This is a genomic window from Burkholderia sp. RF4-BP95, assembly GCF_001521985.1.
Classification (GTDB): Bacteria; Pseudomonadota; Gammaproteobacteria; order Burkholderiales; family Burkholderiaceae; genus Burkholderia; species Burkholderia diffusa.
Window position 1 is genome coordinate 94,376 of record NZ_LOSX01000029.1, and the last position, 15,194, is coordinate 109,569.

The window sequence follows — 15,194 nt, forward strand, 5'->3', positions numbered from 1 at the left end:
TGGTCTACCTGCGGCCACCGGTGCATTCATTTGACTACCGGCCGATTCCTTCCTATGTTTTCCTCAAGGTAGCCGTCCGATTGCCGTAAAGAACAAAGGTGAAAAGCCAAATACGAGATCAACGGTCCATACCAATCCGATGAAAGCGGAACATATTGCAAGGGGAATGAGCGCGGCACTCATGGTGTTCGCGCTCGCGGGGTGTGGCGGCGACGAGAGTCCGACGGCGTCGACCGTCACCGCCACTGCGCAGGTCGGCAAATTGTCGGCGCTGCGCGCCACCGGTAACGTGGTGAGTGCAGCGCCGATGAGTGCGACGGCGCCGGTCCATGTTGTGCTCATACTCAAGCCGAACGACCAAGCCGCACTGCATCGCTTCGTGCAGGACGCGCGAACGCCCGGCAGCGCCAGCTTCGGCGCCGTGCTGACCTCCGCGCAGATCGTCGCGCGCTACGCGCCCACCGCCGACCAGGTCGCCACGGTGAAGGCCTATTTGGGAAGTAAGGGCTTCACGAACATCAACGTTGCCGGCAACAACATGATCGTCGAAGCCGATGCGCCGGCCGGCGTGATATCCGGCGTGTTCAAGACGACGCTGGTGCCCGTCGCGATGGCCGACGGCAGCCGCGCGCATATCAACACCGCCCCCGAGACGGTGCCGGACGCACTCGGCGGCGTCGTTCAAGCGGTTCTGGGGCTCGATACCGCGACGCGCCTGCATCCGCACTTCGTGCGCGCGTCCGTGGCCGCCCGTGCGCCAACCGCAAACACGTCGCCGACGACCAACGCAATCATGGTGGGCCACAACCCGACGCAGTTTCCGGGCATCTATTCCGTCGGCAGCGCGCCGACGGCCGGCAACACCACGGTGGGCATCATCGCGGAAGGGAACCTGACGCAACCCGTCATCGACCTGACGACGTTCGAAACCAACAACCGGTTGCCCGCCGTACCCGTTTCGGTGATCAACGCCGGCACGCCGAGCGCCGACACGAGCGCGAACGTCGAATGGTCGCTCGACAGCCAGACCATCGTCGGGATGTCCGGCGGCGTCAAGCAAATCAACTTCTATGTTGCGCCGTCCTTCGCATGGAGCGACATGGCGCTCGCGATCAATCGCGCCGTGTCGGACAACACCGCGCGGGTCGTCAACATGTCGATCGGCGGATGCGAGAACTGGGCGCCGACCGCCTCGATGGACGTGCTGTTCGAAATGGCCGTCGCACAGGGGCAGACCTTTTCGGTCAGCACGGGCGATTCGGGTAGCGTTGCGTACGGCTGCAGCGGCACGTCGGTGCAATATCCGGCCAGCTCGCCCTACGTCGTGGCCGTCGGCGGCACCAGCCTCTATACGAACGGGAACGGCAGCTATGGCGGCGAGATGGCCTGGGACTCCGGCGGAGGCGGCAGCAGCGGCTTCGAGCCGATTCCGACCTGGCAGTCGAACGTGCCGCAGCTCAAGGGACGGGCGTTCCGGGGCCTGCCGGATCTCGCGTTCGACGCCGATCCCAACAGCGGCGCGCAGATCATCGTGGGCGGACAACTCGAGACGCTGGGCGGTACGAGCCTGTCCGCGCCGTTGTTTGCTGCGACCTGGGCGCGTCTCCTGTCCGGCAGCTGCGCGACGAACCCCGGCTTCGCGGCACCGACGATATACAGTGCACAAGCCACGACGCCATCGATCTTCCGCGACATCACCTACGGCAGTAACGGCGCATACAGTGCCGGTTCGGGCTGGGACTTCGTGACCGGCTGGGGCTCGCCGATCGTCACCACGCTGCAATCGTCGATATGCGCACCGACGACACCGATCTATGGCGGCGTGATCAACGAAGGCACGATGCTCAAGCCTGGGCAAATCGTATATTCGGCTTCCAAAAGCCATGAGCTCGTCATGCAGGATGATGGCAACCTCGTGCTATACAACACGACCAATGGTGCCGCCGTGTGGAATTCCCGCACGTACGGAAACGCCGGAGCGTATGCCGTCTTCCAGAACGATGGGAACTTCGTGGTCTACGGTGCGAGCGGCAATGTGCTGTGGTATTCGGCAACCGGCGGCACGTCCTACGGGCAGTATCTTGTCGCGCAGGACGACGGCAATATGGTGATCTACCGATCGTACGTCCCCGTGTTTGCCACAGCGACTGGTACCAGCGTCTATACGAGCTCCACAAGCGGCCCTGCCGTCTGGAAGGGGGGTGTCACTCTCAGCAGCGGTCAAAGTTTTACTTCAGGCAATGGCGCGAACGTGCTGGTCATGCAGGGAGACGGAAATTTGGTGTTGCTTCGTCAAGGCGTTCCGCAGTGGAGTTCGGGTACCTACAATCATCCGGGCGCCTTTGCGGTGATGCAAACGGACGGCAATCTGGTCGTCTACAATCCGACAGGTGTGCCGCTCTGGAATTCCGGTACCGGCGGCTATTCAGGTTCCGCAACTTACCTGCAGGACGACGGTAACGTCGTGATCTATACGCAACTGCCGCGCTGGAGCACGAATACCGGAGGGGTCTAGCGTGTGACCCATCGATTCGCGCTTGCACCGTCACGGTCCCGTCAGCAACGGCGGGCCGTGCGACGCGGCGGCACGCAGGTTACCCGCCCCCCCTCAATGCCCGCGCTTCTCCTTCCTCACCACCATCCACCGCGGCGCCCTGAACCTGACGATGCTGATGTACAGCCACACATAGGTCAGCGCGAACAGCACCACAAAAACGAACAGGTGCACCGTGTGTCGCCAGAACAGCGTCGCCGGAATCACGGCAACGAGGCACAGCAGCCAAAGATAAGGTGAGGTCAGCGAATTCCGCCGCGTGAGGTCATGCGCATGTTTCGTCCCGACGGCCCATCGCATCAGCCGCTTGTACACGAGCATGTGCAGGTGCACGCCATCCGGAATCCCCGGCGACATCCCGCGAATGAACTTCTTCCGGTAGATCGAGAAGCAGGTCTCGAAGATCGGATACATGAACAGCAGCACCGGATACCACGCCGACACTTCGCGATTGCGCATCACCAGCATGATCGCGAGCTCGGCGAGCATGAAGCCGATGAAGTACGCGCCGCCGTCGCCGAGGAAGATCAGGCCGGCCGGGAAATTCCACAGGAAGAAGCCGAGCACGGCGCCCATCATGATGATCGACGCGGACATCACGACCGGGTCGTTGACGTGGAATGCGACGTAGGCGAGCGACGCGAACATCATGAAGCTGACCATCGACGCGAGACCGTTGAAGCCGTCGATGATGTTGATCGCGTTGGCCAGCGCGGCGACCGCGAGCACCGTGATGAACGCCGAAATGGCCACGTAGTGGAGCAGGAAGTCGAGCGGCGGCACGCTGATGCGCGTGACCGCGATGTTCAGCAGCCAGAACGCCAGCGCGGCCGCGCCCATCGTGCACAGCAGCCGCGCGCGCGGCGACACGCGCTTGGTCAGGTCCTCGACGAGCCCGGAGAGGAACGCCGGCATCCCGCAGGCCACGATGCCGAGAATGCTGCCGGCGATCGTCGGATAGCGCCGGGTCAGGAGCAGCGCGGCAATGACGACGCCGGCGAGGATCCCGATGCCCCCGACGCGCGGCACGGGCCGCACGTGGAATTTCTGCACGCCGGCCAGATCGCTGTCGATCGAGAATTTCTCGTGCAGATGCGCATAGCGCACGATGAACAGCGTGACGAGCAGGGAGACGATGAAGCCGGACGCGAAGCTGAGCATGGGATCGCTCGAAAAATGGACAGCGGATTATACAAAACCGCGGGGGTTCCCCTCCTGCCATTTCCAGTGGTCGGCGCACATCTCCTCGATCCCGAGCGTCGCGCGCCAGCCGATGAGGTCGGCGGCGGCCTGCGGATTCGCGTAGCACTCGGCGATGTCGCCCGGGCGGCGCGCGACGAGTTCGTACGGCACCGGGCGGCCCGACGCCTTCTCGAACGCGCGCACGACTTCCAGCACGCTGTAACCCTGGCCCGTGCCGAGGTTCACGACGAAGCTCGCATCGCGCTTCGCGAGCGCGTCGAGCGCGGCGATGTGCCCCTTCGCGAGATCGACGACGTGGATGTAGTCGCGCACGCCGGTGCCGTCCGGCGTCGGGTAGTCGGAGCCGAATACGCGCAGCTTCTCGAGCTTGCCGACCGCGACCTGCGCGACGTACGGCATCAGGTTGTTCGGGATGCCGGCCGGATCCTCGCCGATCAGCCCGCTCGCATGCGCGCCGACCGGGTTGAAGTAGCGCAGCGTCGCGATGCGCCACGACGGGTCCGATACCTCGAGATCGCGCAGAATCTGCTCGGCGATCAGCTTCGACTGGCCGTACGGGTTGGTCGCGGACAGCGGGAACGATTCGTCGATCGGCGAGCGCTCCGGCACGCCGTACACGGTGGCGGACGAACTGAACACGAATTGCTTGACGTTGCGCTCGCGCATGATCTTGAGCACGGAGAGCAGTCCGCCGAGGTTGTTCTGGTAATACTCGAGCGGCTTCGCGACCGATTCGCCGACCGCCTTGAGCGCCGCGAAATGGATCGTGCCCGTGATCGGATGTGCGTCGAACACTTTCGCGAGCGCGGCTTCGTCGCACACGTCGACCTGGTGGAACGCGGGCGTCCTGCCCGTGATCCGTTCGATGCGCCGGACGGACTCGGCCTTGCTGTTGACGAGGTTGTCGACGATCACGACATCGTAGCCGTTGTCGAGCAGCTCGACGGCCGTGTGCGAGCCGATGTAGCCCGCACCGCCGGTAACGAGGATGGTGCCTTTAGCGGTCATGCTGATGCGCTCCTTCAGAGTGTGATGCCGGTCAATGTATGAATGGTCTGCCGGTAGCGTTCGACGACCTGCTGCTCGTCGAATTCAGCGGCGACCTTGCGGCGGCCGCGCGCGCCCATCGCATCGCGCCCGGCGGTCCCGAGTTCGATCATGCGGATCAACTGCTCGGCGAGGCTCGCGCTGTCGCGCACGCGGCACAGGAAGCCGGTTTCGCCGTCGGCCACGACGTCGCGGCAGCCCGGCACGTCGGTCGCCACGATCGGGCGGCCCATCGCGGACGCTTCCATCAGCGTGCGCGGCACGCCCTCGCGGTACGACGGCAGCACGACGCAGTCGGCCGCCGCGATGTGCGGGCGCACGTCGTGCGCCTCGCCGAGATACTCGACGACGCCTTCGCCGACCCACGCGTCGACGTCCGCGCGGCCGATCGCGCTCGGATTGTCGACGCCGAGCGGCCCGAGCAGCTGGAAGCGCGCGTCCGGGTAGCGGGCCCGCACGACGCGCGCGGCCTCGACGTATTCGCGCACGCCCTTGTCCCACAGCAGCCGGCCGATCAGGATGAACACCGGGCCGCGCCCGGCGGGCAGCGGCACCGGCGCGAACTGTTCGAGATCGACGCCTTCGCCGTGCAGCAGCCGCGCTCGGTCGGGATGCGCGAGCAACCGCTCGTCGGTGAAGGTCGCGAGATCGTCGCGGTTCAGGAACCAGACTTCACGCGGAAAGCGGAACGCGAACCGGTACAGGCGCTTCGCGACGCTGGCCGCGCGGCTTTTCTGGATGAACACGTAGCCGAGGCCGGTGGTGACCGCGATCGACGGCACGCGCGCGAGCCACGCCGCGATCGACCCGTAGATGTTCGGCTTGATCGTGTAATGGAACACGAGATCGGGCTTGAGCGCGCGGTAATGGCGCACGAGCGCGGCAAGCGTGCCGAGATCCTCGCGCGGGCTCGTGCCTTTCGACGCGACGGCGAGCGCGACGTAGCGGCAGCCCATTTGCTCGAGCAGGGGCACCGTGCGGTCGTGCGGCGCGATCACGATGACCTCGGCGCCGCGCGCGACGAGCGCACGGATCAGCCCGTGGCGGTACGTGTAGATCGCCCAGGCCGTGTTGCAGACGAGCGCGATGCGCAGCGAGGAGGTAGCGGACATGAAAAAAAAGAAAAAATAAAGCGTCGAAAATGCCGGATGCGGGCTACGCGGACGGGCGCGCCGCGAACAGCGTCCGCTTGATCCGCTGCAACGTGCGGTACGGCGTCACGAAATGCAGCAGGTTCTTGGCGAGGCCGGCCCAGTCGTACGGGTTCAGAACGTTGAAGTGTCGCAGCAGCAGCGATAGCGTCGATATCAGCTGGCGGCGGCGCTTGGTCGCGCTGATCCCGCCCTCGTTGAGCTCGTAGTAGAGGCCGAGCTCGGGCAGGTTCGCGCAATCGTAGCGTTGCATTAACCGTAAAAAAAGATCGAGATCCTCGGCCGCGCGGTACTTCGCCCGATAGTTGCCGACTTCGCGCACCGCGTCGATGCGCAACATGACCGATGGATGCACGAGCGGCGAGCGCAGGAAGCGCGTGCGGCGCAGCGTGCGCGGATCGGCGGGCGGCGTCAGCATGAAGCGCGGCTCGCCGGCGCGCGACACGACCTGGGTCCACATGCCGACGCAGGCCACGCGCGGGTGGGTGTCGAGATACGCGCGCTCTTTCGCGAGGCGCTGCGGCGCGGCGAGGTCGCCGGCGTCGATGCGGGCCGCATAGCGGAAGCCGCGCGCCGCGAGCGCGTCGATGCCGGCCTCGAGCGCGCGCTCGATGCCGCCGTTTTGCGGCATGCGCAGCACCTCGACCGCGAGGCCGGGCAGGTCGGGCGCCGCGATCGGCGGCGTGCTGCCGTCGTCGACGATCAGCACGTGCACCGGCGCGTCCTCACGAAACGACGCGAGGGTGCGCACGACGTCGTCGTGGCCGTTGTAGGCCGGCATCAGCACGGCCACGTCGTCGAGCGGGGGCGGGCAATCGGGAGACGTCATGGGCGCAGCTTGATACGAATGTAATAAAAATTAACGGCGGCGGCGGCAACATAGCCGGCCGCCAGCCCGACGAGCGCGCCGTACAGGCCGAGCCGGGGGATGGCGAACACGTTGACGAGCGCGGCGATCGCGAGCGCGAGCACCCATTTCGCCAGCAACACGAATTTTGCTTGATATTTGAGAACGATAAGATTGCCTATCGCCTCGATGCCGGCCGGCACGGACAGCCAGACGGCCCAGCGGAAGATGTCGACCGACGCCTCGTAGCCGCGGCCGAACACCTTGCCGACGATGAGCGGCGCGGCCGCATCCAGCACCAGCGCGCCGACCGTCATCAGGCCGGCGGTCATCGCGATCAGCCGGACGATGTTGCGGCGCAGCCGCGCGACGTCCTGCACGCGGTACACGAACGCGGGCGCGATGGTCTGCGCGAGCATCAGTGCGAGCGTGATCCAGTTCTCGTTGAGCTGCTGGGCCGCCGAATAGCGGCCGAGGTCGGCGAACGACACGTGACGCTCGAGCATCAGGCGGTCGAGCTTCAGGAACAGATACATGCAGATCAGGCCGAGCCAGAACACGGTGCCGGCGGTGGCGAAGTGCCCGAACAGCGGTTTGTCGAACGTCCAGCCGAGCGTGCCGCCGTTACGATGGCGGTAGTAGAGCAGCAGCGCGAAGCCGATCGCGGCGGCCTCCAGCGCCCACAGCCATGCGAAGCGGGCGGGGCCGGCGGCCGCGCGGACCAGCAGCCAGACGCACAGCGCCTTCGCCAGCGCGGTGACCATGCTGGTCACGAGCTGCGGCTTGCTGTAGGTCATGCTCTGCAGCCACGCGTTGATCACGCCGACGAACGGCTCGCGGAACACCATCGTGACCGCGAGGCCCGCGAGCATCGCGCCGACGAGCGGGTCGAACGCGCCGGCGCCGATCGCGACCCAGGTCGCGACGAGCGCGGCGGCCGACACGCCGATGCGCAGCGCGAAGGCGCTGCCGAGCACCGCGCCGAGTTGCGCGGGCGGGCGCTGGACGATGGTCGGAACCAGGATTTCGGCGCCGCACACCCAGGTGAGCGGTGCCAGTACGAGGAGAAGCGTATTCGCATACTGCCATTTGCCGAACACGTCCGGCCCGAAATAACGGGCCAGAAGACCGCTGATCGCGATCGCGACGCCGATCTGCGTGAGCCGTTCGAGCCCCAGCCAGACGAGGTTCGCGACGGCCTTCGCGACGTCCGGGTTGCCGAATCGCTTCAGCATGCGGGGCAGCCGCGCGCGCGCGAGGCGGCCGGCAGGGCGCCCGGAGGCGGCAGGGTGGCGGCGGCGGAACGGCTAGGCATTAAAATGGACGGAATCCGCGTCATCAAAACCCGCGATTATAAGTTGGATCGGGGCCGCTCCAGCCGTCCCGTTCCTTGCAGCGCCGGGCCCGCATGTATGATGCCGGGCATGCGCGAAAGGCGGCCAGATTATTTTCCATGCACGCAACCGAGAGAGAATCGATGATCTCCCAATCCATCTTCAAGGCATATGACATTCGCGGTGTGGTCGGCAAGACGCTCGACGCCGACACGGCGCGCGGGATCGGCCGGGCATTCGGCAGCGAAGTGCGCGCACAGGGCGGCGACGCGGTCGTCGTCGCGCGCGACGGCCGCCTGTCGGGGCCCGAGCTCGTCGGCGCACTCGCCGATGGCCTGCGTGCGGCGGGCGTCGACGTCGTCGACGTCGGCATGGTGCCCACGCCGGTCGGCTATTTCGCGGCGAGCGTGCCGCTTGCGCTGAAGGGCGGCGAGCGTCGCGTCGATTCGTGCATCGTCGTCACGGGCAGCCACAACCCGCCCGACTACAACGGCTTCAAGATGGTGCTGCGCGGCGCGGCGATCTACGGCGAGCAGATCCAGGCGCTGTACCGCCGCATCGTCGACGAGCGCTACGAGACGGGCAGCGGCTCGTACGAGGCATTCGACGTCGCCGACCAGTACATCGAGCGCATCGTCGGCGACGTGAAGCTCGCGCGCCCGCTGAAGCTCGTCGTCGACGCCGGCAACGGCGTCGCGGGCCCGCTCGCGACGCGCCTGTTCAAGGCGCTCGGCTGCGAACTCGTCGAGCGCTTCACCGACATCGACGGCACGTTCCCGAACCACCACCCCGATCCCGCGCACCCGGAAAACCTGCAGGACGTGATCCAGGCGCTGAAGGACACCGATGCCGAGCTCGGCTTCGCGTTCGACGGCGACGGCGACCGCCTGGGCGTCGTCACGAAGGACGGCCAGATCATCTTCCCGGACCGCCAGCTGATGCTGTTCGCGGAGGAAGTGCTGTCGCGCAACCCGGGCGCGCAGATCATCTACGACGTGAAGTGCACGCGCCATCTCGCGCAGTGGGTGAAGGCGAAGGGCGGCGAGCCGCTGATGTGGAAGACGGGCCATTCGCTCGTGAAGGCGAAGCTGCGCGAGACGGGCGCACCGCTCGCGGGCGAGATGAGCGGCCACGTGTTCTTCAAGGATCGCTGGTACGGTTTCGACGACGGTCTCTACACGGGCGCGCGCCTGCTCGAGATTCTCGCGAAGGCGGCCGATCCGAGCGCGCTGCTGAACGCGCTGCCGGACGCGATGAGCACGCCCGAACTGCAGCTCTGGCTCGACGAAGGCGAGAACTTCCGCCTGATCGAGAAGCTGCAGAAAGAGGCGAAATTCGACGGCGCGGACGAGGTCGTGACGATCGACGGCCTGCGCGTCGAATATCCGGACGGCTTCGGCCTCGCGCGTTCGTCGAACACGACGCCGGTCGTCGTGATGCGGTTCGAATCCGAGACCGAGGAAGGGCTCAAGCGCATCCAGGACGACTTCCGCCGCGTGCTGACGGCCGCGAAGCCGGACGTCAAGCTGCCGTTCTGAACCCTGGCGGCCTGCGGGCCGCCGCCGGCGCGACGATGGTCGAACGATCGTCGCGCCATCCCCGAAAAGCGGCGCACGCCGACGGCGTGCGGCCGCTTTTTGCCTGTGTGGTCCCCCGGGCGCGATAAAATCGCGTCTTTATGCCTGTCGCCGGCCGTCCGCCGGCGTTTTTTCAGCGTGCAAAAGATCCTGATCGTGCGCGTGTCGTCGCTGGGCGACGTCGTGCACAACATGCCGGTGATCGCCGATATCCGGCGTCGCCACCCCGACGCGCAGATCGACTGGCTCGTCGAGGAGAGCTTCGTCGACCTCGTGCGGCTCGTCGACGGCGTGCGCGACGTGCTGCCGTTCTCGCTGCGCCGCTGGCGCAAGAAGCCGTTCTCGGGTGCGACGTGGCGCGAGATCCGCGCGTTCCGCAAGCGCCTCGCGGCCGAGCAGTACGACCTCGTGATCGACTGCCAGGGGCTCATCAAGACGGCGTGGGTCGCGAGCTGGGCGCGCGGCCCGCTCGCGGGCCTCGGCAACCGCACCGATGGCGCGGGCTACGAATGGCCGGTGCGTTTCTTCTATCGCAAGCGCGTGCCGATCGCGCCGCGCACGCACGTGGTCGAGCGTTCGCGCCAGCTGGTCGCGGCCGCGCTGGGCGACCCGGCGCCGACGCCGGCCGATCCGGTCGACTTCGGCCTCGATACGCGTGCGGCGGCGCTCGCGGTCGCGGCGCTCGGCCTGAACCTGCCGGTGCCGTACGTGGTGTTCGTGCATGCGACGTCGCGCGCCGACAAGCAGTGGCCGGACGCCGCCTGGATCGAGCTCGGCCAGGCGCTCGTGCGGCGCGGCGCGTCGCTCGTGCTGCCGTGGGGCAACGACGCGGAGCGCGCGACCAGCGAGCGGCTCGCGAAGGAGTTCGGCGCGGCGGCGATCGTGCCGCCGAAACTGTCGCTGCCGGCGGTCGTCGGCCTGATCGACGGCGCGGCCGCGACGGTCGGGGTTGATACAGGTCTGGTTCACATCGCGGCCGCGCTGAAGCGTCCGACGGTCGAACTGTACAATTTCGCGACGGCCTGGCGCACCGGCGGTTACTGGTCGCCGAACGTCGTCAACCTCGGCACGGCGGGGCAGCCGCCGTCGATCTCGCAGGTGAAGGCGGTGCTCGCGGGCTTCGGTCTGCTGTGATGCCCGTCATGCCTGCCCTGCCCGTCACGCACGCGAACCGATCATGAGCGAATCCCAGATCATCGAAGTCCCGTCCGCCGACTGGAGCGGACACAACCTGTCGGTGCCGCGCGAGCAGCTGCTCGCCGCGGTCGAGGAAGGCAAGGTGCTGTATTTCCCGCACCTGCGCTTCGCGATCGAAGGCGGCGAGGAAGCGCTGCTCGATCCGGCGCTCGCCGATCCGAAACGCAAGAACATCAGCCTCGCGCCGAACGGCGGTGCGCTCGCCGGCGTGCTCGGCGACAGCGTCACGCAGTCGGCCGTGCGCGCGCTGGTCGCGCGCTTCCAGCAGCAGGCCGGCACGCTCGTCGACGGCCTCTTTCCCGAATACCGCGGCAAGCTGCGCGTCGCGCCGACGAGCCTGCGGCTGATGCAGGTCGAGACGCGCCAGACGTCCTGGCGCAAGGACGACAGCCGGCTGCACGTCGACGCGTTCCCGTCGCGGCCGAACTACGGCGAGCGGATCCTGCGCGTGTTCACGAACGTGAACCCGGCCGGCCAGCCGCGCGTGTGGCGCGTCGGCGAGCCGTTCGAGGACGTCGCGAAGCGTTTCCTGCCGAAGATCCGGCCGCAGTTCCCGGGTTCGGCGTGGCTGCTGAACCTGCTGCACGTGACGAAGTCGCCGCGCAGCGCATACGACCACCTGATGCTGAACCTGCACGACAGCATGAAGGCCGATCTCGACTACCAGAAGACCTGCCCGCAGCAGACGATGCCGTTTCCGCCGGGCAGCGTGTGGATATGTTTCTCGGACCAGACTTCGCACGCTGTGATGTCCGGCCAGTTCATGCTCGAGCAGACCTTCTTCCTGCCGGTCGACGCGATGGTGCGTCGCGAATGTGCACCGCTCGGGATTCTCGAGCGCCTGCAGGGCAGGGCGCTGGTTTGAGCGCGCACCGCATCCTTCACGGTTTCGGAGCCCGCGCATGCTGAGGGCGATCTATCGCGCGCTGTGGTGGCTCGTCGCGCCGATCGCGGTCATCCGGCTCTATGTGCGTTCGCGCAAGGAGCGCGGCTATCGCGAGCACATCGGCGAGCGCTTCGGTCACGTCGCGGGCCGGTCGCCGGACGATCGCACGCCGCTGATCTGGGTGCATGCGGTGTCGGTCGGCGAGACGCGTGCCGCGCAGCCGCTGATCGACGCGCTGATGCATGCGCGTCCCGACGCGCGCATTCTGCTCACGCACATGACGCCGAGCGGTCGCGCGACCGGCGAGCAGATCTTCGGCGATCGCGTGCTGCGCTGCTATCTGCCGTACGACATGCCGGGCGCGGTGCGGCGCTTCCTGCGCGCATGGCGGCCGACGCTGGGTCTCGTGATGGAAACCGAGGTGTGGCCGACGCTGATCGACGAGTGCCGCCGCGCGGACGTGCCGCTCGTGCTGACCAACGCGCGGATGTCCGCGCGCTCGCATCGACGTGCGGCGAAGTTCGGCGCGGCGACGCGCGACGTGTTCGGCGGCTTCTCGCGCGTGCTCGCGCAGAGCCCGGCCGACGCCGAGCGGCTGACGTCGCTCGGCGCACGCAACGTGACCGTGCTCGGCAACCTGAAGTTCGACATGACGACGCCGCCTGAGCTGGCGGCGCGCGGCCATGCATGGCGCGACGCGATCGGCACGCGGCCGGTGTGGGTCGCCGCCAGCACGCGCGAGAACGAGGAGGCACTGGTGCTGCAGGCGTTCGCCGCGATGAACACGCCCGGCGCGCTCCTCATTCTTGTGCCGCGTCATCCGCAGCGCTTCGCCGAAGTCGAGGCGCTCGTCGAGCGCAACGGGTTCAAGTGTGTGCGGCGTTCGGTGTGGGGTGCGGACGCGGCGGCGCTTGCCGCGGGTCGGCCCGCCGCGTCCGAACCGTTGCCGGCCGACGTGACGGTGCTGCTAGGCGATTCGATGGGTGAGCTCGGCGCGTACTACGCGGCCGCCGACGTCGCGTTCATTGGCGGCAGCCTGCTGCCGCTCGGCGGGCAGAACCTGATCGAGGCCTGCGCGGTCGGCGTGCCGGTGCTGATCGGGCCGCACGTGTTCAACTTCACGCAGGCGACCGCCGATGCGGTCGCGGCCGGCGCGGCGATGCAGGTCGCGGATCCGCTCGATCTCGCGCACGTGCTCGACGCGCTGTTCGCCGACAAGGCACGGCGCATCGCGATGGGCGCGGCGGGCGCCGCGTTCGCGTCGCGCCATCGCGGCGCGACCGCGCGCTCGGTCGACGTGCTCGCGGCGCTGCTGCCGCCGGTCGAGCGCGGCGGGCGTGCGATGCACGGCGCAGCCGACGCAGCCGACGCGTCCGACGACTAAGCGGGCGGCGCAAGGCCGTTTCCCCCGGGTAGACGTGGCGGCATGCTGCCGCCGCGTCGCTCACACTGTCAACAACCCCTTCTTCTCGATGAACGCAATCACGTCCGCGACGCCGTCGAGCGCCTTCAGGTTCGTCATCACGTAAGGCCGCTCGCCGCGCATCTTCTTCGTGTCCGACGCCATCACGTCGAGGTTCGCGCCGACGAGCGGCGCGAGGTCCGTCTTGTTGATCACGAGCAGGTCGGACTTCGTGATGCCGGGGCCGCCCTTGCGCGGAATCTTCTCGCCGCCCGCGACGTCGATCACGTAGATCGTCAGGTCCGACAGCTCGGGGCTGAACGTCGCCGCGAGATTGTCGCCACCCGATTCGATGAACACGATGTCGGCGTCGGGAAAGCGCGACAGCATCCGGTCGACGGCCTCGAGGTTGATCGATGCATCCTCGCGGATCGCCGTATGCGGGCAGCCGCCCGTCTCGACGCCCATGATGCGTTCCTCGGGCAGCGCGCCCGCGACCGTCAGCAGGCGCTGGTCTTCTTTCGTGTAGATGTCGTTCGTGATCGCGACGAGGTCGTAGCGCTCGCGCATCGCCTTGCACAGCATTTCGAGCAGCGTGGTCTTGCCGGAGCCGACCGGGCCGCCGATGCCGACGCGCAGCGGCGGCAGTTTCTTGGTGCGGCGGGCGGAGGAGGGAGCGGGTGCGTTCATGGCGTGGGTGGGATTCAGGAGCGGAACAACCGCGAATACTGGGTTTCGTGCCGCGCGGACAGGATGCCCAACTGCGGCGCGAACGTGTTGATGGCGTCGGGCGGCGTCGCGAGCGCGCGGCGCACGGCCGCGTCGATCGCGCCGCGCAGCGCGACGATGATGCGCTGGCCGGCGAGCTGGCCGAGCGGCACGGCTTTCAGCGCGGCCGACGTCTGGTTCTCGACCCAGCCGAATGCGTAGGCGGCGAGCGTCGCGTCGGCGCCGGCATCGTGCGCGGCGGCCGCGTAGGCGAACGCCGTCGGCAGCGCGATCGGCGAGATCGACGCGAGCGTCGCGCGGCGCGCGGCATCGCCCCATTCGAGCGACGCGCTGAGTTGCGCGAGCGACCAGCCCATCTGCTCGGTTTCGCGGCGCAGCTCCGACGATTCGCGGCTCGCGACGAACCACGCGTTCTCGCGTGCGAGCGCATCTGCGTCGTGCGCGTGCCAGCGCGCGAGCTGGTGCGCGAGGAACGGCAGCTCGCCGTGCGCGAGCACGTCGGTCAGCCCGCTCGCGATCCAGTCGCGCGCGGTGTCGGCGTCGCGGATCAGGTTCGCGTCGAGCGCGGCTTCGAGTCCCTGCGAATAGCTGAACGCGCCGATCGGCAGCGCGGGCGACGCGAGATGCAGCAGCGCGACGAGCTCAGTGGTGGTCATGACCGTGGTGGCCGTGCGCGCAGCCCGGACCATGCCGATGATCGTGATCGTGATCGTGATCGTGATCGTGATCGTGATCGTGCGAGTGGCCGTGATGCTCGCCGAATACCTGCTGCGCGAGTGCGTAGTCCTCGGCGAACGTCGCGTCGTGTCCATGCTTGTGGCCGCCGCCGTATGCGCCGGCTTCCGGCTGGAACGGTGCGCTGGTTTCTTCGACCTGCGTGCCGAGCCGGCGCAGCATGTCCGCGAGCACGGGATCGGCTTCGAGCTTGAGGTAGCCGTCGCCGATCTCGACCGGCGTGTGACGGTTGCCGAGGTGATACGCGGCGCGCATCAGCGTGAGCGGATCGGTCGCGCGCACGAGCAGCACGGTCTCGGGCGCCGCGGCGACGCGCACGAGCGCGCCGTCGTCGGCGACGAGCACGTCGCCGTCGCGCAGCACGGTGCCGCGCGGCAGCAGGACCGCAACGTCCTCGCCGGTGTCGAGCGTCGCCGCGAGGCGGCTCTTGCAGCGGGCGTCATAGGCGAGCGTGAGCGTCGGCGCGCGCGCGACGAGCGACGCGGCGAGCTTCACGTTCGGGGCAATGCGTTTGTCGAGGGTGCGCATGGAA

13 protein-coding genes are annotated in these 15,194 nt (G+C 67.7%); 5 read left to right on the forward strand and 8 right to left on the reverse strand.

Going from position 1 to position 15,194, the window contains the following annotated elements; translation table 11 throughout:
- The first annotated feature begins 166 nt into the window (after window positions 1-166).
- Window positions 167-2,515, forward strand: coding sequence for a protease pro-enzyme activation domain-containing protein (locus tag WS46_RS12825; RefSeq protein WP_257129984.1), 2,349 nt, complete (start codon window positions 167-169; stop codon window positions 2,513-2,515).
- A gap of 93 nt (window positions 2,516-2,608) precedes the next feature.
- Here the strand turns inward: WS46_RS12825 and WS46_RS12830 are convergent, their stop codons facing one another.
- Genes WS46_RS12830 through WS46_RS12850 form a run of 5 tightly spaced genes read right to left on the reverse strand, consistent with a single transcriptional unit; the run spans window position 2,609 to window position 8,037 of the window.
- Entirely contained in the window at window positions 2,609-3,715 is a 1,107-nt protein-coding gene (locus WS46_RS12830) for a glycosyltransferase (RefSeq protein WP_059530334.1), read from the reverse strand.
- Window positions 3,716-3,742: 27 nt separating this feature from the next.
- Entirely contained in the window at window positions 3,743-4,765 is a 1,023-nt protein-coding gene (galE, locus tag WS46_RS12835; RefSeq protein WP_059530331.1) for a UDP-glucose 4-epimerase GalE, read from the reverse strand.
- Window positions 4,766-4,779: 14 nt separating this feature from the next.
- Window positions 4,780-5,916 (reverse strand): glycosyltransferase family 4 protein, encoded by a 1,137-nt coding sequence (locus WS46_RS12840; RefSeq protein WP_059690753.1) that lies wholly within the window; start codon window positions 5,914-5,916, stop codon window positions 4,780-4,782.
- Window positions 5,917-5,959: 43 nt separating this feature from the next.
- Window positions 5,960-6,784 carry a glycosyltransferase gene (locus WS46_RS12845; protein WP_059690754.1) on the reverse strand — a complete coding sequence of 275 codons (825 nt, stop codon included), beginning with the start codon at window positions 6,782-6,784 and terminating at the stop codon, window positions 5,960-5,962.
- Window positions 6,781-8,037 carry a lipopolysaccharide biosynthesis protein gene (locus WS46_RS12850; protein ID WP_059690755.1) on the reverse strand — a complete coding sequence of 419 codons (1,257 nt, stop codon included), beginning with the start codon at window positions 8,035-8,037 and terminating at the stop codon, window positions 6,781-6,783. Before WS46_RS12850 ends, WS46_RS12845 begins: the two co-directional genes overlap by 4 nt.
- Window positions 8,038-8,279: 242 nt before the next feature.
- Here WS46_RS12850 and WS46_RS12855 point away from each other — a divergent pair, with 242 nt between their 5' ends.
- The 4 genes from WS46_RS12855 (at window position 8,280) to waaA (ending at window position 13,180) form a co-directional block, all read left to right on the forward strand.
- Window positions 8,280-9,674 (forward strand): phosphomannomutase/phosphoglucomutase, encoded by a 1,395-nt coding sequence (locus WS46_RS12855; RefSeq protein ID WP_059690756.1) that lies wholly within the window; start codon window positions 8,280-8,282, stop codon window positions 9,672-9,674.
- 177 nt (window positions 9,675-9,851) lie between these two features.
- Window positions 9,852-10,847 carry a lipopolysaccharide heptosyltransferase I gene (waaC, locus tag WS46_RS12860; RefSeq protein WP_059530317.1) on the forward strand — a complete coding sequence of 332 codons (996 nt, stop codon included), beginning with the start codon at window positions 9,852-9,854 and terminating at the stop codon, window positions 10,845-10,847.
- 43 nt (window positions 10,848-10,890) lie between these two features.
- On the forward strand, window positions 10,891-11,775 hold the full coding sequence (locus WS46_RS12865; protein WP_059530314.1) for a Kdo hydroxylase family protein: 885 nt from the start codon (window positions 10,891-10,893) through the stop codon (window positions 11,773-11,775).
- A gap of 37 nt (window positions 11,776-11,812) precedes the next feature.
- Complete coding sequence (gene waaA / locus WS46_RS12870; protein ID WP_059690757.1) at window positions 11,813-13,180, forward strand: lipid IV(A) 3-deoxy-D-manno-octulosonic acid transferase; 1,368 nt, start codon at window positions 11,813-11,815, stop codon at window positions 13,178-13,180.
- 60 nt (window positions 13,181-13,240) lie between these two features.
- On the opposite strand, the gene ureG is transcribed toward waaA, so the two are convergent.
- The 3 genes from ureG to ureE are packed head-to-tail and all read right to left on the reverse strand — an operon-like array spanning window position 13,241 to window position 15,190.
- Complete coding sequence (gene ureG, locus WS46_RS12875; protein ID WP_059690758.1) at window positions 13,241-13,888, reverse strand: urease accessory protein UreG; 648 nt, start codon at window positions 13,886-13,888, stop codon at window positions 13,241-13,243.
- 14 nt (window positions 13,889-13,902) lie between these two features.
- Entirely contained in the window at window positions 13,903-14,583 is a 681-nt protein-coding gene (locus WS46_RS12880) for an urease accessory protein UreF (protein WP_059690759.1), read from the reverse strand.
- The gene (gene ureE, locus WS46_RS12885; RefSeq protein ID WP_059690760.1) at window positions 14,570-15,190 is read right to left on the reverse strand and encodes an urease accessory protein UreE; all 621 of its coding nucleotides are present in this window, start codon (window positions 15,188-15,190) and stop codon (window positions 14,570-14,572) included. The genes WS46_RS12880 and ureE overlap by 14 nt, the downstream gene beginning before the upstream one ends.
- Window positions 15,191-15,194: the final 4 nt, after the last annotated feature.

Excerpts from the sequence above, each read along its gene's own strand:
- waaA (WP_059690757.1), top strand. The coding sequence starts at position 11,813 with ATGCTGAGGGCGATCTATCGCGCGCTGTGGTGGCTCGTCGCGCCGATC.
- WS46_RS12880 (WP_059690759.1), bottom strand. The coding sequence starts at position 14,583 with ATGACCACCACTGAGCTCGTCGCGCTGCTGCATCTCGCGTCGCCCGCG.
- galE (WP_059530331.1), bottom strand. The coding sequence starts at position 4,765 with ATGACCGCTAAAGGCACCATCCTCGTTACCGGCGGTGCGGGCTACATC.
- WS46_RS12825 (WP_257129984.1), top strand. The coding sequence starts at position 167 with ATGAGCGCGGCACTCATGGTGTTCGCGCTCGCGGGGTGTGGCGGCGAC.
- WS46_RS12850 (WP_059690755.1), bottom strand. The coding sequence starts at position 8,037 with ATGCTGAAGCGATTCGGCAACCCGGACGTCGCGAAGGCCGTCGCGAAC.
- ureE (WP_059690760.1), bottom strand. The coding sequence starts at position 15,190 with ATGCGCACCCTCGACAAACGCATTGCCCCGAACGTGAAGCTCGCCGCG.
- WS46_RS12855 (WP_059690756.1), top strand. The coding sequence starts at position 8,280 with ATGATCTCCCAATCCATCTTCAAGGCATATGACATTCGCGGTGTGGTC.
- WS46_RS12830 (WP_059530334.1), bottom strand. The coding sequence starts at position 3,715 with ATGCTCAGCTTCGCGTCCGGCTTCATCGTCTCCCTGCTCGTCACGCTG.
- WS46_RS12845 (WP_059690754.1), bottom strand. The coding sequence starts at position 6,784 with ATGACGTCTCCCGATTGCCCGCCCCCGCTCGACGACGTGGCCGTGCTG.
- WS46_RS12840 (WP_059690753.1), bottom strand. The coding sequence starts at position 5,916 with ATGTCCGCTACCTCCTCGCTGCGCATCGCGCTCGTCTGCAACACGGCC.
- ureG (WP_059690758.1), bottom strand. The coding sequence starts at position 13,888 with ATGAACGCACCCGCTCCCTCCTCCGCCCGCCGCACCAAGAAACTGCCG.
- WS46_RS12865 (WP_059530314.1), top strand. The coding sequence starts at position 10,891 with ATGAGCGAATCCCAGATCATCGAAGTCCCGTCCGCCGACTGGAGCGGA.